17 protein-coding genes are annotated in these 23,867 nt (G+C 69.7%); 8 read left to right on the top strand and 9 right to left on the bottom strand.

Annotation, left to right across the window (positions count from 1 at the left end):
- Positions 1-846, bottom strand: a complete 846-nt coding sequence (locus ASC95_RS15330) for an ABC transporter substrate-binding protein (RefSeq protein WP_057298586.1) — start codon at positions 844-846, stop codon at positions 1-3.
- Between the two features lie 34 nt (positions 847-880).
- Entirely contained in the window at positions 881-1,486 is a 606-nt protein-coding gene (locus tag ASC95_RS15325) for an alpha-ketoglutarate-dependent dioxygenase AlkB (protein ID WP_057298585.1), read from the bottom strand.
- Positions 1,487-1,649: 163 nt separating this feature from the next.
- Between ASC95_RS15325 and ASC95_RS15320 the strand changes: the two genes are divergently transcribed.
- Together ASC95_RS15320 and ASC95_RS15315 are read left to right on the top strand one after the other, a co-directional pair.
- Positions 1,650-2,444 carry a carbon-nitrogen hydrolase family protein gene (locus ASC95_RS15320; protein ID WP_057298584.1) on the top strand — a complete coding sequence of 265 codons (795 nt, stop codon included), beginning with the start codon at positions 1,650-1,652 and terminating at the stop codon, positions 2,442-2,444.
- A 110-nt stretch (positions 2,445-2,554) separates the two neighbouring features.
- Positions 2,555-3,823: an MFS transporter gene (locus tag ASC95_RS15315; protein ID WP_057298583.1), complete on the top strand. Its 1,269-nt coding sequence runs from the start codon at positions 2,555-2,557 to the stop codon at positions 3,821-3,823.
- A gap of 208 nt (positions 3,824-4,031) precedes the next feature.
- Here the strand turns inward: ASC95_RS15315 and ASC95_RS15310 are convergent, their stop codons facing one another.
- From ASC95_RS15310 to ASC95_RS15285, 6 genes are all read right to left on the bottom strand, one after another.
- Positions 4,032-4,586: a hypothetical protein gene (locus tag ASC95_RS15310; RefSeq protein WP_057298582.1), complete on the bottom strand. Its 555-nt coding sequence runs from the start codon at positions 4,584-4,586 to the stop codon at positions 4,032-4,034.
- A gap of 67 nt (positions 4,587-4,653) precedes the next feature.
- Positions 4,654-5,061, bottom strand: coding sequence for a response regulator (locus tag ASC95_RS15305; protein ID WP_057298581.1), 408 nt, complete (start codon positions 5,059-5,061; stop codon positions 4,654-4,656).
- Positions 5,058-5,555: a GAF domain-containing protein gene (locus ASC95_RS15300; protein WP_057298580.1), complete on the bottom strand. Its 498-nt coding sequence runs from the start codon at positions 5,553-5,555 to the stop codon at positions 5,058-5,060. Before ASC95_RS15300 ends, ASC95_RS15305 begins: the two co-directional genes overlap by 4 nt.
- A 26-nt stretch (positions 5,556-5,581) precedes the next feature.
- A complete protein-coding gene (locus ASC95_RS15295) occupies positions 5,582-6,190 on the bottom strand; it encodes a hypothetical protein (RefSeq protein ID WP_057298579.1) in 609 nt (202 codons plus the stop codon).
- 8 nt (positions 6,191-6,198) lie between these two features.
- Positions 6,199-6,516 carry a GNAT family N-acetyltransferase gene (locus tag ASC95_RS15290; protein WP_369820617.1) on the bottom strand — a complete coding sequence of 106 codons (318 nt, stop codon included), beginning with the start codon at positions 6,514-6,516 and terminating at the stop codon, positions 6,199-6,201.
- A gap of 79 nt (positions 6,517-6,595) precedes the next feature.
- Positions 6,596-7,777 carry an FAD-dependent monooxygenase gene (locus ASC95_RS15285; RefSeq protein ID WP_057298577.1) on the bottom strand — a complete coding sequence of 394 codons (1,182 nt, stop codon included), beginning with the start codon at positions 7,775-7,777 and terminating at the stop codon, positions 6,596-6,598.
- 163 nt (positions 7,778-7,940) lie between these two features.
- Between ASC95_RS15285 and ASC95_RS15280 the strand changes: the two genes are divergently transcribed.
- The 3 genes from ASC95_RS15280 (at position 7,941) to ASC95_RS15270 (ending at position 15,179) form a co-directional block, all read left to right on the top strand.
- Positions 7,941-8,921 (top strand): aldo/keto reductase, encoded by a 981-nt coding sequence (locus ASC95_RS15280; protein WP_057298576.1) that lies wholly within the window; start codon positions 7,941-7,943, stop codon positions 8,919-8,921.
- A gap of 62 nt (positions 8,922-8,983) precedes the next feature.
- Entirely contained in the window at positions 8,984-12,124 is a 3,141-nt protein-coding gene (locus ASC95_RS15275) for a ligand-binding sensor domain-containing diguanylate cyclase (RefSeq protein WP_057298575.1), read from the top strand.
- 28 nt (positions 12,125-12,152) lie between these two features.
- Entirely contained in the window at positions 12,153-15,179 is a 3,027-nt protein-coding gene (locus tag ASC95_RS15270; protein ID WP_057298574.1) for a P-loop NTPase fold protein, read from the top strand.
- On the opposite strand, the gene ASC95_RS15265 is transcribed toward ASC95_RS15270, so the two are convergent.
- The gene (locus tag ASC95_RS15265; protein WP_235537940.1) at positions 15,176-15,790 is read right to left on the bottom strand and encodes a hemerythrin domain-containing protein; all 615 of its coding nucleotides are present in this window, start codon (positions 15,788-15,790) and stop codon (positions 15,176-15,178) included. The genes ASC95_RS15270 and ASC95_RS15265 overlap by 4 nt on opposite strands.
- A gap of 111 nt (positions 15,791-15,901) precedes the next feature.
- On the opposite strand from ASC95_RS15265, the gene tkt reads away from it, so the two are divergent.
- The 3 genes from tkt (at position 15,902) to ASC95_RS15250 (ending at position 23,793) form a co-directional block, all read left to right on the top strand.
- Entirely contained in the window at positions 15,902-17,929 is a 2,028-nt protein-coding gene (gene tkt / locus ASC95_RS15260) for a transketolase (RefSeq protein WP_057299040.1), read from the top strand.
- 187 nt (positions 17,930-18,116) lie between these two features.
- Positions 18,117-22,637 (top strand): hybrid sensor histidine kinase/response regulator, encoded by a 4,521-nt coding sequence (locus ASC95_RS15255; protein ID WP_057298573.1) that lies wholly within the window; start codon positions 18,117-18,119, stop codon positions 22,635-22,637.
- Between the two features lie 139 nt (positions 22,638-22,776).
- Positions 22,777-23,793: a hypothetical protein gene (locus tag ASC95_RS15250; RefSeq protein ID WP_057298572.1), complete on the top strand. Its 1,017-nt coding sequence runs from the start codon at positions 22,777-22,779 to the stop codon at positions 23,791-23,793.
- Positions 23,794-23,867 lie beyond the last annotated feature (74 nt).

Raw genomic sequence — 23,867 nt, 5'->3', positions numbered from 1 at the left:
TCAACGAGGAGGCTCCGCCTCCAGCGCCTTCAGCTGCAGCCGCAGCCCCGTGTAGCCGCGCAGCTGCATCAGCGCGGTCTTCAGCCCGGGTTCGGCCATGAAGAGGGTGTCGAAACTGCCGTCGGCCGCCGCCAGGTTCAATCCGCGCAGCAGCCGCTCGGCCAGTTGCGGCTTGTCGCGCGCCACGAAGAAGTAGAGCGGCTGCCGGTATTGCAGCGCCACACCCGGCAGTTCGGCGAAGCCCTGGTCGGCGAATTGCAGCAGCTCGGCGTCGATCTCTTCGCGGCTGCGAGGGATGAAGTCGAAGCGGCCGGCCTTGAGCATGCGGAACAGCAGCTCGGATTTGGTCGCCGTCTCGACGTTGAAGCCATTGGCGCGCAGGATCTGCGCGTCGCTCCAGTAGGTGCCGGCGCCGGCGCGAAAGCGGCGCAGCGCCTCCAGCGTGCGCACCGATCGCATGGTGGAGAGGTCGGTGGCCCGCACGAGCAGGAAGCGCAGTTCGTTGATGCCCTTGAGCAGATTGAAGCGCACCGGCAGCGCCTGCGCCTCGCGCTCGGGCGTGGTAGTGCTCCACATCAGGTCCAGCAGGCCGTCCTGCAGCATCTGGCGCATGCGCGGGCGCGGCAGGTCGGGCGCCGCGTGAACCAGGACGGGCGCCGGCTCGCCGTCGCCCGTCTTGCTAAGCGCCAGCTTCAAGGCCTCGATGAAGAAATTGCCGTGGGCGCTGTAGGCGTTGGGGTCGGGCAGTCGCAGCGTCAGCGGTGAGGTGGCGCCATGGGCTGGCGGCAGTGCGGCGGTGAGGGGCAGCGCCAGCAGTTGGCGCCGCAGTCGGGAGGCAAGCGGCATGTCCGCTCGATTCTCATGCCGCCGCCCGAGGGCGTCATGCCGGCGGGCGTGAACTCTGCCGCGCAGTCCTGAACGTGATCGACCAGCGCAGCGCGTCCACCGGCGCCACGCTGTGCTGCCAGCCCCAGCGCGCCGCGCCCTGCAGCGCGTAGAGGGAGCGCGGTTCGACGTTCAGCTTGATGATGTCCTCGCGCTTCGGGTTCTGCGGCGGATACGGTCTGAAACGCAACAGCGCCACATTGCCCAGCGACACGCCAAAGACGTCCTCGAAGTCGGGCACATCACGGTGCCAGCCCAACGGCGTGCCCGGTGCGTACTCGGCGACGAGCACATGCACGAGGGCCTGAGCGTCGACACCCGCCCGGCGCGCGACACGTTCGCGCAGCGGGTGCAGTGCGTCGATCAGCGGCACGGACGGCAGCAGCCGATTGCTGTCGTAATCGAATTGGCCGCCGAAGCTGACGACACGGCGCCGCGCGGTATAGCTCTTGTACTTCGCTGCCTGCAGCGGCAGTGCCTTCACGATGGCGATGAGGGCCGCTTCCTCGCTGGCGGACAGAAAGCCAGCCTCGTAGCGCAAGCCGGCAGGCAGTGCGCCCGGTGACGGCGCGAGATCGTCGAACAGTCCGGTCTGGCTCATTGCGGTCAGTTCAGGCCGGTATGCAGGCTTTCAAGTCGGCGGCCGTGAGGGCTGCGTCCTCGCGAATGACCAGCAGGTTGGCGCGCGGCTTTGATGGCATCGTTCGGGTCTCTTTCTCCTGGCTTAACGACCAAGCGGACGTCGAACGGCTAGCATCAGTGGCATGAAGATCGCTGCAGTCCAAATGGTCTCCGGCCCCGACGTGGCCACCAACCTCGGCACCGCGCGCCGCCTGCTGGAGGACGCCGCCCGCGGTGGCGCCCAGCTCGCGGCCCTGCCCGAGTATTTCTGCCTGATGGGGATGCAGGACAGCGACAAGCTGGCGCTGGCCGAAACCGAGGGCGAGGGCCCCATCCAGGCCATGCTGGCGAGCGCCGCGCGCGACCTGGGCCTGTGGCTCATCGGCGGCACGCTGCCCATCAAGTCGGCGACGACTGAACGCGTGCGCAATTCGACGCTGGTGTTCTCGCCCGACGGCGAGCGCGTCGCGCGCTACGACAAGATCCACCTGTTCGCCTTCGACAACGGCCGCGAGAGCTATGACGAGGGCCGCGTGCTGGAGCCCGGCAACCAGCCCACCCGCTTTGACACTGGCAGCATCAAGGTCGGCCTGTCGGTCTGCTACGACCTGCGCTTCCCCGAGCTCTACCGCGCCTATGCCGGCTGCGACCTGCTTGCCGTGCCGGCGGCCTTCACCTACACGACCGGCCAGGCGCATTGGGAGCTGCTGCTGCGCGCCCGAGCCGTCGAGAACCAGTGCTATGTCGTCGCGCCGGCCCAGGGCGGCCAGCATGCCAATGGGCGCCGCACCTGGGGCCACAGCATGGTCATCGACCCCTGGGGCCAGGTGCTCGGCGTGTTGGCCGAAGGCGAGGGTGTCGTCGTCGCCGACGTGGACCCGGCCCGCCTGACCCAGGTGCGCCAGCAGCTGCCGGCGCTCGCGCACCGCAAGCTCTGAGCGGCCCCCGTTGCTGAGGTGTGAAGGGAGCGCGGCCCGGGGGAGACCCCGACGGCCGCAACGGCGCGCAGCGCCCAGAATGCGCGGCTTCACGCACAAGGATTTCCTTCATGACTGACAAGCTGCCCAGCCCGGCCCTGGCCCGGCTGGTGGGCGTGCTGATCGCGCTGGCGCTGTTCGGCAATTTCTACGTCTATGACTCCATCGGCCCGGTGGCCGACCTGCTGCAGCAGCAGCGTGGTTTCAGCGACACCCAGGTCGGTGTTCTCAACGCCATCTACAACCTGCCCAATGTCGTGCTGATCCTGGTCGGCGGTGTGCTGGTGGACCGCTTCGGCGCGGCGCGCATGACGCTGATCACGGCCGGCATCTGCCTGGCCGGGGCGCTGCTGACGGCCTTCAGCCCCAGCTTCGCCGGCATGGCCGCGGGCCGGCTGCTCTACGGCATCGGTGCCGAGACCTTCAACATCGCGACGCTGGCCGCCCTGGCCCAGTATTTCGCCGCCGGTGGCATCGCTCTGGTGATGGGCCTGACGCTGGCGATTGGCCGGCTGGGCTCCTACAGCGCCGACATGTCGCCGACCTGGTTCACCACCGCCTACGCCCAGGGCTGGCAACCGCCGCTCTTGATCGCGGCGGTCATCGCGGCGACCTCTTTCGCGGCTTCTGCCGCCTACTGGTGGATGGACCGCAAGCGCGCCAGCCAGGTCGGCGCGCCGCCGGTGGCCGAGCGCTTCGTGCTGCGCGACCTGCTGCACTTCGGCAAGGCCTACTGGTATCTGCTGGCCCTGTGCGTGCTGTGGTACTCGGTCATCCTGGCGTTTCGCAGCACCTTCTCGATCAAGTACTTCCAGCACACCCACGGGCTGGACCTGGCCACCGCCGGCGAGATGAACAGTTATGTCTTCCTCGCCGCCGTGTTCGCCACGCCGGCGTTTGGCTGGATGTGCGACCGCCTGCGCCGCTATGCGCCCTTCCTCGCCTTCGGCGCGCTGCTGCTGCCCATCGCGCTGGCAGCATTGGCGTTGACGTCCTGGAGCCTGTGGGTGCCGACGGCGCTGATCGGCGTCAGCTACTCCCTGGTGCCAGCCGTCATGTGGCCGCTGACCAGCCGCCTCGTGTCACCGGCCCGCTTCGGCACGGCCATCGGCCTGATGTGGGTGGTGCAGAACGCCGGCATCGGCGCCGCCAACATGGTGGCGGGCTGGCTCAACGACCAGGCGGGCGCGAGCGCGGCCAACCCGGCGGGCTACGCGCCGATGATGTGGTTCTTCGGGCTGACCAGCGTGGCGGGCTTCGTCTTCGCGCTGCTGCTGTGGTGGACCGCCGGACAGCGCCGGCATGAAGTGAAGCCCCTCGCCCAATCTCACCCCCGCTGAACGCGGGAGAGCCTGGTCGGTCCCCCAAGGGGACGCCGGTGCTCGCGGCATTGAGCCGCAATCACCGTCAGACGGGCCGGCTCGGCGAACTGGAGTCGGACACAAGCAGTCCCTGCGGACTGCTTGTGCCTACGACAGGCCAGGGGCCTTTGGCCCCTGGCAGCCCAGCGCTCGGCCCGAAAAGCCCCGGCTCTCGTGGGATAGCCGGTCAGGGACGCAGGGTGACGAGATCGCGCAGCAGCAGGTCGATGTTGGCCCGCAACGCGCGCTCGTTGGCGATGCGCAGCCTCTCGTTGGGCGAAACGATGGCCTCGCTGAAGCGGGCCTCGTCGGTGTTGGCAATGCGGCGCTGGTACACAGCCTTGCCGCTGGCCTTGTCGACCAGGGTGTAGTGCACCGCCACGCCGACGGTCACGCCGACAGCGGGCACCAGCGGCTGGTCCAGTTGCAGCAACTCGGCCTGCAACTCAAAGCGCGGCGCCGGCTCGGGCGACAGCGGCTTCATGCCGACCGCAAACAGGGATTCGTCCAGCGCTTGTTGCAGCACCACCGTGCTGACCTTGGAGCCCCACCAGCGGCCGGTCTCCTGGCCGCCCTTGACGGTGGCGAGACCGACCTGGCGCTGCAGAGCATCCGGCACCCAGCCGCGGATCTGCAGCGCCTCGGCCGCGGTGACGGCCATGGGCAGGGGCTGGCTGGGCGTGCCGCAGCCGGCTAGCGACAGAGTCAGCAGGGCAGCGGGAAGGAGGGCAAGGCGCGTCATCGGTCCCCCATGCTAGGGCCAGGCGTGCCGGGCGTGGCGACGAAAAGCGCCGTCGCGGCGGGGCTTTTCAGGACGCGGACAGCGGTTCGGGCGCGCCCAGCGCAGAGATGACCTCCAGCATGCCGCGCACCTTGAAAGGCTTGAGCAGTAGGCGGCAGACGTCGAGCTGCTTCAGGCGCAGGGCCAGCTCGACATCGCAGGACGCGGCCGTGGCTGCCACCGGCACACGGGCCGGGTGCGAGGTCTCGCCGGCGCGCAGGCGGCGCAGCAGCTCCAGCGTTTCGCCTTCATCGTCGATGGCGATCAGCAGCGCGTCGTAGCGGCGCTCGAACAGCAGCTTCTCGGCCACCGCCGCGCTGGTGGCCTCCTGCACATCGGCCAGGCCCATCTCGCGCGCCATGGTCGAGACCGTGCGCCGCAGCACGAATTGCGGCTCGAGCAGCAGCAGCCGCCCGCTGGGCGTGACGCCGGTCATGGGGTTCCGCCCGGGCCGGCCAGCTCGGCCACCACCAGGTCGCGCAGCGTGCCCAGGATGGCGCGGTCCAGCATGTCGAAGTGGCGCGGCTGGGTATCGATGAGGCAGAGCGTGCCGATGGTGGCGCCGCTCGGCAGCGCCAGGGGCGCACCGATGTAGAAGCGGATGAAGGGCGCTCCGACGACCAGCGGGTTGTCGGCGAAGCGCGGATCCAGCGCAGCGTCCAGCACCTCGAAGAGATCGCTCTGCACGATCGCGTGGCCGCAGAAGGAAATCTCGCGCGAGGTCTCGCAGGCGTCCAGGCCGACGCGGGCCTTGAACCACTGGCGCTGCGCGTCGACGAGGCTGATCAGCGCGATCGGCATGTCGAATTCTTCGGCGGCGAACGTGACGATGCGGTCGAAGCGCTCCTCGGGTGGCGTGTCGAGGATGAGCAGCTCGCGCAGCACGCGCAGCCGCTCGGCCTCGTTGGCGGGGATTGGAGCGGGTGTCATAGGCGGGCCCAGTCTAGGCCCGCAATTCAGCGCACGTCGAGGGTATAGGTCACGGCTTGGGACATGGTGGGCAGGATGCCGCCGAAATTCAGCGTGTAGCGGCCGGGCTTGAGTGGGCCAAGGGCGACGTAATAGCCATTGGCGGCCGCAGGTGCGTCGTCGTCCGGCGCGACAAGGAAGCAGCCTCGCGTGGCCTGGCGGTGCGCTTCCAGCCCGGCAAAGCGCTTGCCGTTCAAATCCAGCACGAGGGCTGCCGGCGACTCGGTCAGCCCTTCGGCGCGCAGCATCAGCGAGGCGCAGGCCTCGCGCTCGTCGTCGGGCGGGAAGGCGATGGTGTTGATCAGCGGGAAGAACAGCGTCTTGCCGGCCGGGATGCTGCAACGGCGCACTGTGCGCTTTGTGCCATAGGTGCCGGCCAGGAACCAGACCGGCCCGGACTGGCCGTTGGCGCACAGGCTGCCGTCGGTGTCGGCCACGGGGCTGTCCTCGTCGTCGAAGGACAGGGCCCAGTGCCACCAGCGCTTGGACCATTCCTCCTGCGTGGCGCCGGCTATTTGCCTGGCTGGCGGGATGAGCTGGGCCTGGGCCGGCACGGCCGTGGCCAGCAGCAGGGTCAGAAGGAGAGCGTGTCGCATCGATGCTTTCAGGGTTTGCGCTTGCGTTCCATGGCCACCTGGGAGGCCTGAAAGCCGAGCTTTTCGTAGAAGGTGGCCACGCCGTCGCGGCCGGCGCGCAGCACCCAGGTCATCTCGTCGTTGCCGCCGATGGCCGCCTTGACGAGGGCGCTGCCGATGCCGCGGCCGCGGTGCGAGTCCGCCACGACGACCATGGAGATATAGCCGTTGAACAGGCCGTCGGTGATGGCGCGCAGGAAGCCGATGACCTCACCATCGTCGTCCACGGCAGCCAGGGCAACCTGGGAGCGCCGGACCAGTTCGGCAAAGACGTCGGCATCGGCCACGCGCGGTCCCCAGTGGTTGGCGATCAGCAGCTCGCGCGCGGCTTCGATCTCGGCAGGCTTGATGGGTCGGATCTCCAGATCAGCCTCCGAACATCATGCGGTGCGCCAGCGCTTTTTTCAGCGGTGTGGCCAGCTCCAGGCCGGCCAGGGCCAGGCCACGCAGCGCCGGCAGCCCCGGCAGCCGCCAGGCAAAGCTGCGGGCGAGGAAATCGGTCGCGGCAATCATGGGCCAGCGGTCGGGGGCGCGCTGCCAGTCGACGCGGGCCAGCACGGCGTCCAGGCCCAGGCCGGTTTCCGTCGCATCGCGCAATGCATCGATCAGGGCCTGGGCGTCGCGCAGCCCCAGGTTCAGCCCCTGACCGGCCACCGGGTGCAGGGTCTGGGCCGCATTGCCGATGCGCAGCGCCCGGCCCTGCAACAGCCGGGTCTCGGCGTTCAGGCCGAGCGGAAAGCACTTCAGCGCCGAGATGCCGGTCAGCCGGCCGGCCACGGCGGGCAACTGCTGCTGGATGACGATCAGGCGCTGGGCATCGTTCAAGGTAGCGATGTCGTCCTCGGCCTGGGGCAGGCACCAGACGATGGCCGCGCGCGGGCCTTGCGCGTCGTCGGGCAGAGGCAGCAGGGCCAGTGGGCCGTTGCGCGTGAAGCGCTCGATCGCCAGGCCCTGCAGGCCGGGTGGCCCCAGGTGCACCGTGCCGACCCAGGCGTTCTGGTGGTAGTCGCTGGTGATGGACTTTCTGTCCTGCTCGGCGAACACGCCGCCCTCGGCAACGACGGCGAGGTCGAAGCTGTCGACGACCGGGCCTTCGCCGCAATCAAGTTCTACGCCGCCCGGGTTCGAGCGAATCGCATGCACGGCCGTCCCGAAGCGCGTGAACAGGCGTTCGCGCTGGGCGGTGGCCAGTTCGAGCCAGCGCTGCTGCAGCGGCGCCACGAGGGCGCCATAGGGCAGCACGGCGCCGAGCTGGGGCAGGCCCTGCTCCGCGGCGCTGATGCGCACTTCGCCGGCAATCGGTGCGGGTGGCGCCTGGCTGACATGCACGGTCCGGATGGCCTGGGCGCTCTCGGGTTGCCAGGCGTGCAGGCGCTGCAGCAACCGGATGCTGCCGAGGTTGAGCGCCAGTGTGCGGGCGTCGCCGCTGATGTCGCGGTCCAGCGGCCGCGTGTCGAAGAGGTGGATTTCGGCTTGGGCCAGGCGCTCGGCAGCGAGCAGGGCGAGGGCGAGGCCGGCAGGGCCTGCACCAATGACGGCGAGCTTCATGGGCTCAACGATACCTGCCGGCGACGCGCAGCTGCCCAATAACCAGGGGATGTCGGGCGCCTCGCCCCCTGCGCGCCTCGGGGAATTGCAGCCATGCGCCGGCCGGGCCGGGTGGCCGCCGATAAGCTGCGTCTTTTCCGCACCTCCCGCACAGGAACGCCCCATGCAATACCGCCGTCTCGGCCGCGCCGGCCTCCAGGTTTCCGAACTCTCGCTCGGCTCCTGGGTCACTTATCACAACCAGGTCGGCACGAAGGCCGCCACCGAGATGCTGGCCGCGGCCTTCGACGCCGGCGTCAACTTCTTCGACAACGCCGAGGTCTATGCCCAAGGCGAGAGCGAGGTCGTCATGGGCCAGGCCTTCAAGGCGCTGGGCTGGAACCGGCTGGACTACATCGTGTCGAGCAAGTTCTTCTGGGGCCTGCAGCGAGACGGCGTGACGGTCAACCGCAAGGACACGCTGAACCGCAAATACCTGATACAGGCGGTCGACGCGTCGCTCAAGCGCTTCCAGCTCGAGCATCTGGACCTGATCTACTGCCACCGCCCCGACCCGAACACGCCCATCGAGGAGACCGTCTGGGCGATGAGCGACATCATCCGCCAGGGCAAGGCGCTGTACTGGGGCACCAGCGAGTGGAGCGCCGCCGACATCCGCGCCGCCTGGGAGATCGCCGAGCGCCACCACCTGCACAAGCCCATCGTCGAGCAGCCGCAGTACCACCTCTTCCACCGCCGCCGCGTCGAGCAGGACTACGCCCGCCTGTACGAGGACATCGGCCTGGGCCTGACGACCTGGAGCCCGCTGGCCTCGGGCCTGCTGACCGGCAAGTACCGCAGCGGCATTCCCGCCGGCAGCCGCGGCGCGCTGGAGAACATGAGCTGGATGCGCGAGCAGCTGCAGGACAAGGCGCGGAACGACGCTGTCGGTAAGCTGTCCGAGATCGCCGCCGAGCTGGGCTGCAGCACGGCCCAGCTCGCCATTGCCTGGATCAACCGCAACCCGCGCGTGTCCACCGTCATCCTGGGCGCCAGCCGCATCGAGCAGCTGCACGACAACCTGGGTGCGCTGGCGGTGACGCCCAAGCTGACGGCTGAAGTGATCGAACGCATCGACGCCATCACCAAGCCCCTCGCGGCATGATTCACGTTCTGTGAGGGCAAGACCCGGCAAGCCAGGCTCTTTCGGTGCCTGAGAATGCCGGCATGAGGGTCTTGATAACAAAAGGGTGCGCTGCAGCCCTGCTGATCGCCGCGGCGCTGATAGCCACTGCGGCGCAGGCGGTGGTGCCGCGCTTCGAGCCCATCGGGGAGCCGGGCGCCGTCAGGGACAACGTTGTCTCGGCGCTGGCGCTGGACGCCCGCGGCCTGTTGTGGGCGGGCTCGCCCGAAGGGCTGCTGCGCTTTGACGGCTATGCCTTTCGCCGCTATCCCTTGAGCGGCCCCGACGGCCAGCTGCTGCCCGAGCAGTTCGTGCGCGCCATGCTGCCCGACCCGCGCGGCTGGATGTGGGTGGCCGCCGGCAACAGCGGCCTCGTGCGCCTGGACGTGGCCACCGGCCGCTGGGACCGCTGGGCGCGCGACGGCAAGTCGGCCGACGAGACCGCGCCCGCCGCCAACACCGTGCGCACCTTCGCGCTGGAAAAGGACGGCACGCTGTGGATTGGCGGCAGCGGCGGCCTGGACCGCTTCGACGTCAAGAGCCAGCGCTTCACCCACCACCGCGGCAAGGAAGACGGCCTGCCCGACCCGCGCGTTCAGACCCTGCTCGTCGACCGCCAGGGCACGCTGTGGATCGGCACCTGGCGTGGCCTGGCGCGCAAGGCGCCCGACGGCCCCATCGAGGCGTTGGACGTCGGCATCGGCGACCAGCTCGTCACGCTGATCAGCGAGGCCCAGGACGGCCGCATCATCGTCGGCACGGCCCAGGGGCGGCTGCGCGCGCTGTCGCCCAATGGCCAGCCGCTGCCCTTCAGCCCCGGCGCCCAGCCGGGCGCCACCTCGGGCGTCTGGCCCGTCATGGCCATGGCCCAGCCCGATGCCGACGAGCTGTGGTTCGGCGACGCCTCGGGCGTGTCGCGCCGTCGTGCGGTTGACGGCGCGCTGATCGAGCGCCTGCCCGCCACCGGCGCCGGCACCGCGCCGCGCAGCGATGTGCGCGCGTTGATGCGCGACCCGTCCGGCACGGTCTGGGCCGGCAGCTATGGTGGCGGCCTGATGCGCCACGTGCCGTCACTACCAGGCCTGTCCATGGTGCGCGAGGCCATCGGCTCGGTCTCGGGCGGCCTGGACGTGCGCAGCATCCTGCAGCTGGACAACGGCGAGATCTGGCTGGGCACGCTGGCCGGCGGCATCGAGCGCCGCGACCGCCAGCTGATGCCGCTGGGCGTGGTCGCCCAGGGCAGTGGCGGCCTGCCGTCAGGGCGGGTCAATGCACTGGGGCAGAGCAAGGACGGCTCCGTCTGGGTCGCCATCGACACCCAGCTGCTGCGCTTCGACACCCAGGGCCGCTGGAAGGAAACCCTGCGCAGCGGCAATGCCGTGCCGCGGCGCTTCCACGCGCTGGACGACGGCTCGCTGTGGATCGCGACGCTGGACGGCGTGATGCGCTGGACGCCCGAACACCCGCAGATGCGCGCCATCCCGACCGCCGGCCTGGTGGGCGGCACCGGCGAGGTCAATGCCTTCGCCAGCCTGCCCGACGGCAGCCTGTGGGCGGGCGGCGCGGCCGGCCTGTTCCGCGTCGCCAAGCCGGGGTCGGATGAGCCCGTGGCCGAGTGGGTCGAGCCCGTGGGTCTGACCGGCCAGACGGTGCTGGGCATGGCCGTCGACCTGGCCGGGCGCCTGTGGGTGGACACCGGCACCGGCCTGCACCGCCTCATCGACAGCGACGGCAAGAAGGCGCGCTTCGAAGTCGTCGGTGCCTCCGACATCGGCGGGGCGTTCGGCGCCAACCTGCTGTTCGACAAGCAGGGCCGCATCTGGTCGCAGCGCAATATGTACGACCCGCGCAGCGGCGAGCGCCGCGAGCTGGGCGCCGCCGACGGCGCTGATCTGGGCACCGGCTGGTTCCGCGCCTACGCCAAGCTCGACGATGGCCGCATGCTGTTCGGCGGCGCGCGCGGCCTGCTCGTCATCGACCCCGACCGTTTCTCGCCCTGGACGTACAAGCCGCCGCTGGTCGTTTCGGAGCTGCGCGTCGATGGCGAGGAGCGCGCGCTGCCGGCCAACGGCAGCGACATCGTCCTCGCGCCCGGCGAGCGGGGCCTGAGCCTGGCCTTCGCCTCGCTGGACTACAGCCAGCCCAGCCGCAACCGCTACCGCTACCGGCTGCAGGGCCTGGACGCCGGCTGGATCGACGCCGGCATGCTGGGCCGCACGGCGGCCTACACCAACCTGTCGCCCGGCCACTATCAGCTGCAGGTGCAGGGCAGCAATCGCGACGGCGCCTGGAGCCCTACCGAGATCAAGATCGGCGTCAATGTGCGCGCCGCCTGGTGGCAGACGCGCTGGGCCCTGGCCCTGGCCGTCATCGCTGCGGTGGGGCTGGTGGCGGCGATCGTCAGCATGCGCACGCGGCTGTTGCTGCGCCACCGCCGCGTGCTGGAGCTGCGCGTGCAGGAGCGCACCGAAGCGCTGGAGGCCGCGACTGCCGCACTGACGGCCAAGTCCGTCGAGCTGGAAGAGGCCAGCCTCACCGACCCGCTGACGGGCCTGCGCAACCGCCGCTTCCTGGACCGCCAGATGCCGGCCGACGTCGCCATGGTCCTGCGCCACTACGAGCCGACCTCGGGCGCCCTCGTCGCCAACCCCGACAGCGACCAGGACCTGCTGTTCTTCCTTATCGACATCGACCACTTCAAGCGCATCAACGACGCCCATGGCCACATGGCCGGCGACGCCGTGCTGATGCAGATGCGCGGCCGCCTGGAGCAGGTCTTTCGCGCCACCGACTACCTGGTGCGCTGGGGCGGCGAGGAGTTCCTCATCGTCGCTCGCGGCACGCCGCGCCGCCGTGCGGCCGAGCTGGCCGAACGCGCCCGCCAGGCCATCATGGCCCAGCCCTTCGAGCTCGACGGCGGCCTGCGCCTGACCCTGACCTGCTCGGTCGGCTTCTCGGCCTTCCCCCTGTGCCCCATGCTGCCGCGCGCGCTGGACTGGCACGCTGCCATCGACCTGGCCGATGCAGCGCTGTACGACGCCAAGGACACCGGCCGCAACGCCTGGGTCGGCCTGCTGGACGCCAAGGCCGACAACGAAGACGAGCTGCGCCAGGACATCCGCCGGCCGCTGGACAGCTGGGCCGCCAGCGGGCGGCTGACGCTGCAGCGCTCGGGGCGCGGCTGAGGCCGGCGCGGCAGGCGGAGCATCCGACATGCTGCCTGCCCACGCGCCTCTGTCCTTTGGCCACGCGGCGCTGGCCAGGCGCCTTGTCGATGAGCTGCAAGCCAGCCTGCAGCCCGGCGCCGGCAGCAGCACCGAGCCGGCCCTGGTCATCGGCGTGTTCGGCGAATGGGGTGCAGGCAAGAGCCGGCTGCTGCAGACCATTGGCGACGAGCTGAACCAGCGCGGCCAGAAGAACGGTGAGGGGCTGCTGACGGTCGTCGTGCCTTTCAACGCCTGGCGCTTCGAGCGCGAGGAGCATCTGCTGGTGCCGCTGTTGCGGGTCGCCCAGCAATGTCTGCGCAAGGCGATCGACGACAGCCTGGGCACCGACATCAAGCGTCACGAGCGGCTGTCCGATCAGCTGCTGTTGCTGGGCGACCTGGCCCAGGTCATCTACCAGCACGGCGGACGCGACCTCGCCCAGGCGGCGCTGACGGCTCATGGAGTTGCGCTCAAGCTGCCAGCCATCAAGCCGACCGAGGGCAAGCCCAGCCCTAGCGCCCTGGAGGTGCTGGCGCTGAACCGCCGCCTGAGGGCAAACGCGCGCCGGCTGGACACACCCATCAGCCAGCTCCAAAGCCTCTACTACGACTTCCTCGAACAGCTCAAGGCGGTCACGGGGCGCAACCCGTCGGCGTTGACCCTGCATCGGCAGCGCCTGCTGCGGCGCGGCAGCGGCCTGTGGCCGGCGCTGCGCTTTCATGCCCGCACGGCCTGGGACTGGTTCTTCACCGGAGAAGTGGCTACGGCGCCGGGCGTGCAGGTCAACCTGGTGTTTCTCGTCGACGACCTGGACCGCTGCCTGCCCGACAAGGCCGTTGAGGTACTGGAGGCGGTGAAACTCTTCCTCGAGGTCGAGGGCTGCGCCTTCGTGCTGGCGCTGGACGAAGAGGTCATCGAGCGTGGCATCGCGCACCGCTACCGCGACTACGCGCTGCAGGGCAAGGAGGGCATGACGCCCATCACCGGCGCGGAGTACCTGGAAAAGCTCGTGCACCTGCCGGTGCGGCTGCCGCGGCCGACGCGCGCCGAGGCCGAGGACTTCCTGACGCTGAAGCACCCGGAACTGTTTGGCACGCCGGGCGCCTGCAACGACCTGGCCCGGCTGGTGGCGGCCATCACGCCTTCGGTGCCGCGCAAATTGCTGCGCATGGTCAACCTGTTGGAGATGGCTGACCAGCTCGCCGCCGCCGTCACCGGCCAGGGTCAGGAGCGCCGCCAGTGGCTGGCCGTCGTCTGCGCCTTGCAGCTGTTCACGCCATCGCTTTACCGCTATTTGCGTATGCGCGGCCCGATGCTGTTGCTGACGCTGGCTGACTGGCGCGCCGACGCCCGCTTGCGCGACCTGGATGCCTTGCGCCAGCAATTGGCGGGCGAGGTGCGCGCGGTGACGTCGCCGGCAGAGCTGAACTACCGCCTGGTGCTGCTGCGCCTGCCCGACCTCTGCGAGGCTGCGATGCAGAACCGCTCCGGCTTTGACCTGTTGGAGCTGCTGGCGCGGGTGGGTGATCTGAGGCAACGGGCGCCGCTGACGCCGACGCAGCTCGGCGCGCTGCTGGCCTTCACCGAGGCCAAGGCGGAGGACAGGGCGTCGGAGTCCGTCGCGATGCCGCCGTCGGCCGTAGCGGTGATGCCCGAGCCTGTGGCACCGCTACAGCCGCCCCTGGTCGATCCGGTAGCAGCCGCGGCGGTCGAACCGGCCCCTGCTGCGCCAGCCGCTGTTGTGGCGATGCCGCCGGCACCAGCAGTGCCCGAGCCGGGACCGGCCCCACTCGACGAGCCCCGGTTGGAGGACGAGCGCGGTCTGCTCGAAGCATTGGTCTCGGGCCACCCGGAGCTGGTGCGTTTCGCTCTGTCAAGGGAAGGACCCGCTTTGGGTGGTCGCAGTCTGCCGGAAGGCTTCTGGCGCACGCTCTATAGCTCGCCCTGGTTGCAGCGTCTGAATGACTGGATGGCGGAGGGCATGCCGCCCGGACCGATAGAGCAGACGTTGCGTGAGTTGCGGCCGCACCTGTCCCAGGCCATGGCACTACAGCTACTCGAGGGTTTCGGCGCATCTCTGCACGCCATCCTGCGCCGCCCAAGCTGGGCGCCGCGTGTGGAGGTGAGTGCAGAACATCCGGTGCCACGCGTGCTAGCGCCAATGTTGGACCGCAACCACCGGCTTTGGCTGGCGACGCGGGACGGAACCACTGCCTCCACTTGGTCCGTGCCGCGAGGCTGGTCCTGCCCCACCGAACCGCTGCTGACGCATCGAGACGGCGAGCACACGGCCTTGCTGCGAGTGGGCGCGGACGCCCTCTTCGGCGTCTTCGCGCTGCTGACGATCACGCGCGACGGTGGCGCGCGGCCTGTCACCCAGCGCCTGCGTTGGATGGAGCCGGGGGGCTTCATGATGGGCTCGCCGCTGACCGACAGCGGCCGCCTCGGCAATGAGCGCATTGCGGAGCCCATGCAGTTGACAGAGGGCTATTGGATCGCGGACACGGCCTGCACTTCGGGGCTGTGGCTGATGCTGATGGCCGACGAGACACCCGCCGACTGGAACGGCGATCGCGACAACGATCCTGCGACGGGCATCACGCCCGCGCAAGCCTTCGAATTCCTGCGCCGCCTGGGCGCCCTACTGCCGCCCTGCCAGGCGCTGCTGCCAAGCCAGGCGGAATGGGAATACGCCTGCCGCGCCGGTACGGACACGGGCTGGTCCTTCGGCAGCAGCGTCAATAACAGCCAGGTTCAGATGCTGACCAGCGCGCCCTGCGCGGTGACCAGCCTGCCGCCCAACGCCTGGGGTCTCTACGAAATGCACGGCAACGTGGCCGAGATCTGCGCGGATGGGATGCCGTCGGCCGCAGGGGTGCCCGAGTTCTTCGCAACGCGCGGCGGCTCGTTTGCCGATCCACCGGGGGCGACCCGGTCGGCGGCCGAGCGGCTCATCCAGCTCAAGGAGGTCCACGACGACGTGGGCTTTCGCTTCACTCTTCGCGCTCATCCGAAGGCCGAGCCGGTCGTTTAACCGGCCGAAGGCAAGGCCGGCCCCCAGCCCAGTGGCGCCGGCAGCGCGGCCAGGATGCGCTGGCGCAGCGGCGCGTAGGCCTCGTCCACCGGCTGGCCCGCGCGTGGCGCCAGCGGGTCCTGGTGGCTGCCGAAGGCTTCGTCCAGGTCGGCCCAGTCGGCGGCGCTCAGCAGCCGCGTTGCCAGCGGCAGGATCTCGGTCTCCTCGCGCCGCATGTGGCGCAGGTACCGGGCGGTGTAGACCTTGAGCTGCTGCTCGAACTTCATGCGCCGCGGCTCGCCCATGTGTTCCCAGGCGAGCAGGCTGTGCTGCAGCTCACGCACGGCGCGTTCGCCCTGGGCGTGGTCGGCATCGAGTTCGTCCAGCGTCTCGCGCAGTTCTGGCGCCAGTGCGCGCAGCTTCGGAAACAGCAGCTCGCTTTCTTTTTGGTGATGCAAGCGTTCTGGAAATTCGTCGACATAGAACAGCATCGCTCGCAGCGCACCGAAGTCGCAGGGCGTGCCGGCGCGCTGCTGGGCCGCAAGCAGCAGGGGCAAGGTGCGCAGCATCGCGGCCAGGGCGTCGTGCTCGGCGCGGATGATGCGCACGGCCAGGGGCATGGGCGTGGTCATGCGCCAAGCGTCGCGCTTCGCCGCGCGGGCGGTCTTGCGCTGGATCAAGCCAGTCGAACCACCCCCGTAAAATCCCTGGTTTTGCCCTTCCAGCCCAAGAAAGCCCCGGCCATGACTGCATCGACCGCTTCCCCCACCCTCATGGCCAACGCGATCCGCGCCCTCGCGATGGACGCGGTGCAGGCGGCCAACTCCGGCCACCCGGGCGCACCGATGGGCATGGCCGACATCGCTGTCGCGCTGTGGGGCCACCATCTGCAGCACAACCCGGCCAACCCGCACTGGGCCAACCGCGACCGCTTCGTGCTGTCCAACGGCCACGGCTCGATGCTGATCTATGCGCTGCTGCACCTGACGGGCTATGACCTGCCGATCGACGAGCTGCGCAACTTCCGCCAGATGCACAGCAAGACGCCGGGCCACCCCGAAGTGGGCGTCACCCCGGGCATCGAGACGACCACCGGCCCGCTGGGCCAGGGCGTGACCAACGCCGTGGGCCTGGCGCTGGCCGAGAAACTGCTGGCGCGCGACTTCAACCGCGAAGGCCACGAGATCGTCGACCACCACACCTACGCCTTCCTCGGCGACGGCTGCCTGATGGAAGGCATCAGCCACGAGGCCGCGTCGCTGGCCGGCGCCTGGAAGCTGAACAAGCTGATCGCCATCTACGACGACAACGGCATCTCCATCGACGGCCAGGTTGCGCCCTGGTTTGCCGACGACACCGCCAAGCGCTTCCAGGCCTATGGCTGGCACGTCATCGGCCCGGTGGACGGTCATGACGTCGACGCCCTGGACGACGCCATCGGCAAGGCCAAGGAGAGCCAGGACAAGCCCACGCTGATCATCGCCAAGACGGCCATCGGCAAGGGCTCGCCCAACCGTGCCAACACCAGCAAGGCCCACGGCGAACCGCTCGGCGCCGAGGAGATCAAGCTGACCCGCGAGGCCCTCGCCTGGGAACACGAGCCCTTCGCCGTGCCGGCCGAGGTCTATGCCGCCTGGGACGCCAAGGAACGCGGCGACAAGGTTGAGGCCGAGTGGGACAGCCGCTTCGACGCCTATGCCGAAGCCCACCCCGAGCTGGCCGCCGAGTTCCAGCGCCGCATGGCCGGCGTGCTGCCTGCCAACTTCGCGCAGATCGCCGTCGACGCCGTCGTCAAGGCCCATGCCGAAGCGCAGACCGTCGCCAGCCGCAAGGCCAGCCAGTTGGCCCTCGAAGCCTTCACGCTCGCCCTGCCCGAGCTGCTCGGCGGCAGCGCCGACCTGACCGGCTCCAACCTGACCAACACCAGCAGCACGCCGGCCCTGCGCATCGGTGCGGACGGCGCGCCCAACAACGGTCGCCACATCAATTACGGCGTGCGCGAATTCGGCATGGCCGCCATCATGAACGGCGTGGCGCTGCACGGTGGCTTCATCCCTTACGGCGGCACCTTCCTGACCTTCAGCGACTACAGCCGCAACGCCATCCGCATGGCCGCACTGATGAAGGCCCGCGTCATCCACGTGATGACACACGACTCCATCGGCCTGGGCGAAGACGGCCCGACCCACCAGTCCGTCGAGCATGTCGCCAGCCTGCGCCTGATCCCGGGCCTGGACGTCTGGCGCCCGGCCGACACGACCGAGACGGTCGTCGCCTGGACCATGGCCATCGGCAACGCGCAGCGCCCCAGCCTGCTGGCCCTGTCGCGCCAGAACCTGACCTACTCGCCCAAGACCAACGTCGACGAGATCGCCAAGGGCGCCTATGTGCTGTTCGACCCGGTGAGCCCCAAGGGCAACAGCAAGGCCCAGGCCGTCATCATCGCCACCGGCTCCGAAGTGCAGCTGGCCATGGCCGCCAAGGCGCTGCTGGCCGATGAAGGCATCAAGGTGCGGGTCGTCTCGATGCCGTCGACCAACGTCTTCGACCGCCAGGACAAGGACTACAAGAAGAGCGTGCTGCCCAAGGGCCTGCCGCGCGTGGCCGTCGAGATGGGCGTCAGCGATTTCTGGTGGAAGTACGGTGTCGACGCGGTGGTCGGCATCGACACCTTTGGCGAATCGGCGCCGGCCGGGGTGCTGTTCAAGCATTTCGGCTTCACGCCTGAAAATGTGGCCGCGACCGTCAAGGCGGTGCTGAAGAAGAAGTAACGCCATCGCGCCGCGGGCCTGCCCGGCGCAGCGGGTGAATGCCGATAGCCGGGGTTCCCGGACAGACATCCAATGGCCCTTGATTTCCGGGGGCTCTGGAGGGCTGGCGTTGGCGACTGGCGATTCGTTTCCTGCGCGTTCGAGGGGCTGGCGCGCCATCAGCGCACGGCTATGCAATTTCGTCGCGTTGTTCACCGCGCTTGCTGCGCTCGCCACCTGCAGGGCCGCCTGCGCGCAGGACATCCGCGTCGTCGACGTACCGCTCGTCGCCGGCGCGCCAATGCCGTTCTACCCGCTGCCGTCGCCCCTTGCGTCCGTGGCGGTCCAGCGGATGGTGCAGGACGAGTTCGGCTTCCTGTGGCTGAGCGCCGAGGACGGGTTGCGGCGCTACGACGGCTACGACTTCATGAAGGTCCCGGCGGACCAGCGCGCGAGCAGCGTCGGCTTCATCATCGGCCAGTCGCTGTTCAAGGACCACGCGGGCCGGCTGTGGATCGGTGCCGACGACTCGCTCAGCCGCTATGACCCTGCCAGCGGCAGCTTCACGCAGTACCGCTCACCCAACGAGGCCTGCGGCACGGTGGCGATCACCCACGACATCAGCGAGGACCCCGACGGCCTGATCTGGCTCGCGACGGACGACGGCGTGACGGCCCTGGACCCGGTCACGTCGAAGACGACCTGCCATCGGCCGCGCTACACGCCCGGGCTCGGCGAGACGCGCGTCATCGCGACGCTGGCGCTGCGCGACGGCACGCTCTGGGTCACCAGCACGGAGGGCCTCTACGTGCTGGACCGGCGCTCGGGCGAGGTCAGGCGACACATTCGGTTGGAGACCAGTCCCGGGCGCAAAGTCGTCGCCACGGGATTCCCGTCCAAGCCGTTCCTGGATAGCCGGGGCATGCTGTGGTTTGGCCTCTCCTCCGGCGGGGACCTTGCCTCGATCGACGTGGCCAGCGGCGCCGTCACCGTCTATGCGTTGCGGGGCGGCGGGCTGGCGCCGAACGCCTCCTCCAGCGTCGTGTCGATCCAGGAGGACGACGACCACGCACTCTGGCTCGGGACCAACAAGCTGGGCCTCGTCAAGCTGACGCCGGACCGCACTCAGGCGATCTGGTACCAGAGCGACCCCGACGACCCCGACGGCTTGCGCGGCGACCTCGTCGTTGGCCTGTTCCGGGACCGCGACGGGAGCTTCTGGTCGACGACGAGGGCGGGGGCCGTCTACCGCTTCGACACCGAGCGCCCGCGTTTCCGGTCCTACCGCCACCAGCAGGCGGACCCGCACAGTCTGGCCAAGGGCGCGGTGACCGCCGCCTACGCCGAGAACGATCAGACGCTGTGGATCGGCACGGACCGCGGCCTGAACCGCGTCGACCGCGCGACCGATCAGGTGATGCAGATCGACCTGCCGGTCTTCGCGCGGGGCGTCCGGGCGATTGCGGATCACGCGGGCGATCTGTGGTTGGGCACTTACGGCAATGGCCTGGTCCGCTTCGATCGCCGCACGCAGCGCTACACGGCGTACACCCACGTCGCATCGGACCCGCGCTCGCTGAACCACGACCGCATCACGGCCCTGTGGGTCGATCGCGGCAACACCTTGTGGGTCGCCACGGACTTCGGCCTGAGCCGCTGGGAGCCGGCGACGGAAAAGTTCTCGACCTTCAGCCCGCAGCCCGGCACTCTGGTCCAGTACCGCTCGATCGCGGAGGACGCCAGCGGCGTGCTGTGGCTGGCGACGTCATCTCACGGCCTGCACCGTTTTGATCCCCGCACGAGCACCTTCAAGGTCTTCGATGCGGAACTCCGCGCCGCGCGTCCGCCGGGCCATCAACGCGTCAATGCGGTCCATGTCGACCGCGCCGGTACGGTGTGGGCCGGGACCTTCCGCGGGCTGGTCAAGCTAGATCCCCGCGGCACGTTCACCTCGTACGACTCGCGCGCCGGCCTTCCCGCGGACAGCGTGTTCGGCATCCTGGAAGATGACGATGGGCAGCTGTGGGTCAGCACGCCGAACGGGTTGTCGCGGTTCGACCCGCACCGGGGGACCTTCACGAACTACCGCGCGTCCGATGGCCTGTTGACCGACCGGTTCGCCAACCCCGTGGTGGCCGCCAGGAGTTCGAGCGGGGAGTTGTTCTTCGGCTCTCAGAAGGGGCTGGTGGCTTTCTTCCCCGGCCAGGTCGTCGACCGCAAGCGCACGCTGCCGGTGTTCCTGACCGACTTCCGCCTGTTCGGCGAGTCGGTGCTGCCAGGCAGCACGCCGCTGCAGCAGCCGATCTGGTCCGCGCCTGCGCTGGCGCTGGAACCGCGCAGCATCGCGTCCTTCGACTTCGCCGCCCTGAACTATGTCGACCCGGCGCACACCCGCTACCGCTACCGGCTCGAAGGGTTCGAGACGAAGTGGAACGACACGGACAGCGCGCGGCGCAACGCGACGTACACGATGCTGCCACCGGGCGACTACACCTTCCTCGTCCAGGCGCGCGGCACCCGCGGGGACTGGAGCGAGAGCGCGGTGCCGCTCAAGATCCACGTGCCGCCGCCGTGGTACGCGACCTGGTACTTCCGCGCCGGGGTCGCCGCGCTGCTGCTAGCGGCGCTGTGGCTGGCCTACCGCCTGCGCATGCGCCAGTTGCGCCATGACTTCGAGATCGCGCTCCAGGCGCGGCTCGACGAGCGCACCCGCGTCGCGCGCGAAGTGGCCGAAGGGCTGGAGCAGCGCGTGCGCGAGCGCACCGAGGAGCTGGCCGGCGCCCAACACGCCGCCGAGGCCTCCACACGGGCCAAGAGCGAGTTCCTGGCCAACATGAGCCACGAGATCCGCACGCCGATGAACGCCATCCTCGGCATGTCCTATCTGGCGCTGCAGACCGGCCTGGACGCGCGCCAGCGCAACTACGTCGACAAGGTACACCGTGCCGCCGAGTCGCTGCTCGGGATCATCAACGACATCCTCGACTTCTCGAAGATCGAAGCCGGCCGGCTGGAGATCGAGGAGATCCCCTTCCAGCTCGGCGACGTGCTGGACCAGCTCGCCACGCTGGTGGGCATGCGCGCCGAGGAAAAGGGGCTGGAGCTGCTGTTCGCGCTGTCGCCCACGCTGCCAACCGCGCTCGTCGGCGACCCCTCGCGGCTGGGCCAGATCCTGCTGAACCTGAGCAACAACGCCGTCAAGTTCACCGAGCAAGGCGAGGTCACGGTGGCAGTGGCCGAGACGGCGCGCGAAGGCCCGCGCGTGACGCTGCGCTTCGAGGTGCGCGACACCGGCATCGGCCTCGAGCCCGAGTCCCGTGCACGCCTGTTCCAGCCCTTCACGCAGGCGGATGCGTCGACCAGCCGGCGCTATGGCGGCACGGGGCTGGGCCTGGCGATCTGCCGCCACCTGGTGGAGCGCATGGGCGGCGAGATCGGCGTGGACAGCGAGCCCGGGCGCGGCAGCTGCTTCCACTTCAGCCTGCCCCTGGGCCTGCAGCCCGGGGCCGAGCCGGCGCCGCAGGACAACGAACTGCACGGCTTGCGCGTGCTGGTCGCCGACGACCACCCGGCGGCGCGCGACGTGCTGCGCACGCTGGCAACGGCCTTCGGCCTGGAGGCTGAGACGGCGGCCGATGGCGCCGCGGCGCTGCAGGCCGTGGCGCAGGCCGACGCCGAGGACCGGCCGTTCCGACTGCTGCTGCTGGACTGGCACATGCCGGTCCTGGACGGCATCGGTTGCCTGGAACGGCTGGGGCAGGCCGCCGACAGGCACGCGCCGCCGACGGTGCTGATGGTGACCGCCTTCAACCGCGACGAGGCCGAGCGCCAGCTCGCCGCACGGGGGCTGCTGGTGGCGGGCCTGCTGGCCAAGCCGGTCACGCCCTCGAGCCTGCTGGACGCCTGCGCCAATGCGCTGGGCCGTCCGCGTGCCGGGCTGAGCCGCAACGGGCAGCGCCACGAACTGCTGCAGGCGCGCCAGGCCGGCCTGGCCGGCGCGCGCGTCCTGTTGGTCGAGGACAACCCCATCAACCAGGAGCTCGCGCGTGACCTGCTGAACCGCGCCGGCATCGTCGTGCAAATCGCCGGCGACGGCCAGGAGGCGCTGGCGATCCTTGCGCGCGAGCGCTTCGAGGCCGTGCTGATGGACTGCCAGATGCCGGTGATGGACGGCTACGAAGCGACGCGCGAACTGCGCCGCCGCCCCGAACTGCAAGGCCTGCCGGTGATCGCGATGACGGCCAACGCAATGGCCGGCGACCGCCAGAAGGCGCTGGAGGCCGGCATGAACGACCATGTGCCCAAGCCGATCCGCGTCGACGAGCTGTTCGCCACGCTGGCGCGCTGGGTGCGTCCGGCGCTGCCCGCGCCCGCGCCGCAGGCGCCGACCGCGGCCCTGGACATCGACGCCGGCCTGGCCGCGCTGATGGGCGACGAGGCGCTGTATCGGCGCTTGCTGGCGCTGTTCCGCGAGCGTGAGGGCGACGTCGTCGTGCGCTGGCGGGCCGCCCGTGAGCGCGGTGATGGCAAGGCCGCCCTGCGCTGCGCGCACGACCTGAAGAGCGTCGCGGGCAGCCTGGGCATGCCCGCCCTGCAGCGCGCCGCCGCCAGGCTGGAGGAAGCCTGCAGCCAGGGCGTCGAAACGGTGGGCCTGGAGCCGCTGCTGCAGGTCGTGGAGCGCGAGCTCTCGGCCGTGCTGGCCAGTTTGCAGGAGAAGGGCTTGGCCTGAATCGGCTGAACCGCTCGCGCGTGGCCGCTGCCCTGAGGCGCTGGGGGCGCCCAGTTCCTGAAGCGGGCTCCTGGTGACTGCCGGCGCGGCATTCATGCGCTACAAACCCGCCTGCATCGAAAAGACCAGGGAGGTTCGGATGCGCAATGTCTTTATGGCCCTTGCGGCCGGTTTGATCGCCGGCTGCGCCTCGGCCCAGATGGTCGAGGTCGACCGTGTCGATCCACAGGCCCTGGCATGCCTGCAAAAGGGCGGCCCCGCGATCAGCTACCCGGCGCAGGACGAAAAGCTGCGCCAGCCCGGGCATGTGCGCCTGAGCCTGAAGTTCACCGCGCCGGACCGTGCGCCGGAAGTGACGGTGCTGTTCCGGGCCGCCAGCGAGGCCATGCTCGATGAGGTGCGGTGGTTCGTGAACGGCTACCGCCTGCCTTGCCTGCCCGCGGGAGCCGCGACCGTGCTGGCGGTGCAGGAGTTCGAGTTCACGCCCCGCGTCACCGACCCCATCACCTGGACCGCGCCGCGCGCCGTGGCCGAGCGCGACGGCACCGATGCGTCGGCGCTTCAGCGGCCCAGGGCGCTGTCCTGCATGCGCACGCCAAAGGAGCCACCCGAGTTCGCCGGATCGTCCCTGCAGCGCGAAGTCAGTAACGCCTTCGTCGAACTCAGCTTCACGGCGCCCGACGCGCCACCCGAGGTCAAGATCGCCTATGCCAGCGCCGGCAACGCCCAAGTCGGCGTGGTGACAGACTATGTGCGCCAGTACCGCCTGCCCTGCCTGCAGGCAGGCGCCAAGCCCTACGTCGTGCAGCAGCATTTCCAGTTCCGCCCCTACGGCGTGGGTGCGAGGGTGTTCAAGGACGCCGTCCCGCTTACCTCCTTCCTGTCCAACGTCAAGGGCGTGCGGGCTTTGCGCGCCGACTTCGACCTCACCACCATGGCCTGCCCTTTCCAGGTCGCATGGACGCTGGGCAAGCCGGCGCTGGACAACCGCATCGGCGAGGTGGGCAAGCCGGACCTGAACCGCGCGGAGTTCCTCGCTTGGCTGGCCGGCCTGGAGATGGACATGAAGGAGCGCCAGTTCGAGCAGTTGGTCGGCCAGACCGTCATCGTGAACGTGCCCTGCGGCAAGCTGAAGCTGGAGCCCCAGCCGGGCTGAAATCGCCCTGAAACCACCCGGTACCCCGAATCGCCGAGAATCGCGCCCGCACCGAATTTTTCATCCTCTGGAGA

This window comes from Pelomonas sp. Root1217 (genome assembly GCF_001425705.1).
Classification (GTDB): Bacteria; Pseudomonadota; Gammaproteobacteria; order Burkholderiales; family Burkholderiaceae_C; genus Pelomonas.
Note: the sequence above shows the minus strand (reverse complement) of the source record. Positions and strands in the feature narration are given on the sequence as shown.

What these genes read in the sequence shown, in the direction of transcription:
- ASC95_RS15285 (WP_057298577.1), bottom strand. Translation starts at nt 7,777, where the DNA reads ATGAAGCTCGCCGTCATTGGTGCAGGCCCTGCCGGCCTCGCCCTCGCC.
- ASC95_RS15305 (WP_057298581.1), bottom strand. Translation starts at nt 5,061, where the DNA reads ATGACCGGCGTCACGCCCAGCGGGCGGCTGCTGCTGCTCGAGCCGCAA.
- tkt (WP_057299040.1), top strand. Translation starts at nt 15,902, where the DNA reads ATGACTGCATCGACCGCTTCCCCCACCCTCATGGCCAACGCGATCCGC.
- ASC95_RS15330 (WP_057298586.1), bottom strand. Translation starts at nt 846, where the DNA reads ATGCCGCTTGCCTCCCGACTGCGGCGCCAACTGCTGGCGCTGCCCCTC.
- ASC95_RS15270 (WP_057298574.1), top strand. Translation starts at nt 12,153, where the DNA reads ATGCTGCCTGCCCACGCGCCTCTGTCCTTTGGCCACGCGGCGCTGGCC.
- ASC95_RS15295 (WP_057298579.1), bottom strand. Translation starts at nt 6,190, where the DNA reads ATGCGACACGCTCTCCTTCTGACCCTGCTGCTGGCCACGGCCGTGCCG.
- ASC95_RS15280 (WP_057298576.1), top strand. Translation starts at nt 7,941, where the DNA reads ATGCAATACCGCCGTCTCGGCCGCGCCGGCCTCCAGGTTTCCGAACTC.
- ASC95_RS15320 (WP_057298584.1), top strand. Translation starts at nt 1,650, where the DNA reads ATGAAGATCGCTGCAGTCCAAATGGTCTCCGGCCCCGACGTGGCCACC.
- ASC95_RS15265 (WP_235537940.1), bottom strand. Translation starts at nt 15,790, where the DNA reads ATGACCACGCCCATGCCCCTGGCCGTGCGCATCATCCGCGCCGAGCAC.
- ASC95_RS15275 (WP_057298575.1), top strand. Translation starts at nt 8,984, where the DNA reads ATGAGGGTCTTGATAACAAAAGGGTGCGCTGCAGCCCTGCTGATCGCC.
- ASC95_RS15325 (WP_057298585.1), bottom strand. Translation starts at nt 1,486, where the DNA reads ATGAGCCAGACCGGACTGTTCGACGATCTCGCGCCGTCACCGGGCGCA.
- ASC95_RS15315 (WP_057298583.1), top strand. Translation starts at nt 2,555, where the DNA reads ATGACTGACAAGCTGCCCAGCCCGGCCCTGGCCCGGCTGGTGGGCGTG.
- ASC95_RS15310 (WP_057298582.1), bottom strand. Translation starts at nt 4,586, where the DNA reads ATGACGCGCCTTGCCCTCCTTCCCGCTGCCCTGCTGACTCTGTCGCTA.
- ASC95_RS15250 (WP_057298572.1), top strand. Translation starts at nt 22,777, where the DNA reads ATGCGCAATGTCTTTATGGCCCTTGCGGCCGGTTTGATCGCCGGCTGC.
- ASC95_RS15300 (WP_057298580.1), bottom strand. Translation starts at nt 5,555, where the DNA reads ATGACACCCGCTCCAATCCCCGCCAACGAGGCCGAGCGGCTGCGCGTG.